The following is a 1,213-nucleotide window of genomic DNA, read 5'->3' on the forward strand; positions in this document are numbered from 1 at the left end:
CCCGCGAGGAGATGGCAGCCGGCGTGATCTCAGTGGCATCGCCAATCATGACGCCCGGCGGCTACCTGAGGGGTGCCCTTGGGTGGTGGCGCGGTGGCCCGGTCAACTCGAGCACCTTCGCTCCTGCTGTCCGCGCCACTGCGCTGAACATCTCGAGGGGCTGCCGCTGAGTGGCATGCCGACGAAGCGTACGAGGCAATCCGCCCGCAGACCTGACCACCTTCGTCGGCCGCCCCCGATGTGGCCACCACAAAACTACTCACCGATTCGCGTCTGTGACACTCATCGGGACAGGAGGCAAGCATGCCCCGAGCAACGAGAGGGCAATCGACCGTTGCTCCCTCTGGCTTTCCGCGCGACCCACGACTACCTGGCCCGGGCAACGGACGTTCGAGCCCGCCGCTTCCACAGCTTGCCCGGACTCTACTTGAGGTTCAAGAAGGTCACCGGCCCGATTTCCGCCGTGAGAACCCCGTTTACGGTCGCCATTTCCCGCCGAAGGCTCATGCTCAGCCGTTCGTCGAACGTGCCGGCGTCTACATTGGAATATACTGTACCGCAGTATATTCCAATGGTTGAGAAGACCGAGCTCCTGGCCTGTTGAGGGATTTTAGTCCCGCAAGCCGTCACGATAGCGGCGTCACGTCATGCTGTGCGTTCGGCTGGTGTCGTCCGCTTGGTTCCGCTACTTGCGCACCATCACGTTGATCACCTTCTCGTCGGTGTACGACACCAGTTCTTCGAGGCACTCTTCTTTCGCACCGACGCCCGATGCTTTGACACCTCCGTAAGGGACGTTGGGGAAATGGGCCGAGGACCCGTTGATCCAGGTGAAGCCCGCTTCCAGCGCGCCCACCACGCGGAACGCGCGGTCCAGGTCGTTGGTCCACACAGATCCCGTCAGTCCATAGCGCACGCCATTGGCTATCTGGACGGCTTCCTGCTCGTCGCGGAATCGAATGACTGACAAGACGGGGCCGAAGATCTCGTCCTGGGCGAGCCTGGAATTCGGAGCGACCTCTGCCAGGACTGTGGGCGCGACGAATGCGCCGTGTCCGTCCGCGATGGGTGGGATGCTGCCTCCGCACACCAGTTGTGCGCCTTCGTTTACCCCTGCTCGAATGTATTCGAGTGCCTTGCTTTGTGCGCGCGTATCGACCATTGTGCCCTGCGTCGTCGACTGTTCGAGCGGGTCGCCGACCCGGATCCCGTC

The 1,213-nt window shown here is 62.7% G+C and carries 1 protein-coding gene; it reads right to left on the minus strand.

Annotated features, from left to right (window positions below; translation table 11 throughout):
* Nucleotides 1–685: 685 nt before the first annotated feature.
* Nucleotides 686–1,213: aldehyde dehydrogenase family protein (locus CA951_RS42110; protein ID WP_143543222.1), on the minus strand; the 528-nt coding region annotated here is incomplete at its 5' end.

Source organism: Rhodococcus sp. NCIMB 12038, assembly GCF_002165735.1.
Classification (GTDB): Bacteria; Actinomycetota; Actinomycetes; order Mycobacteriales; family Mycobacteriaceae; genus Rhodococcus_F.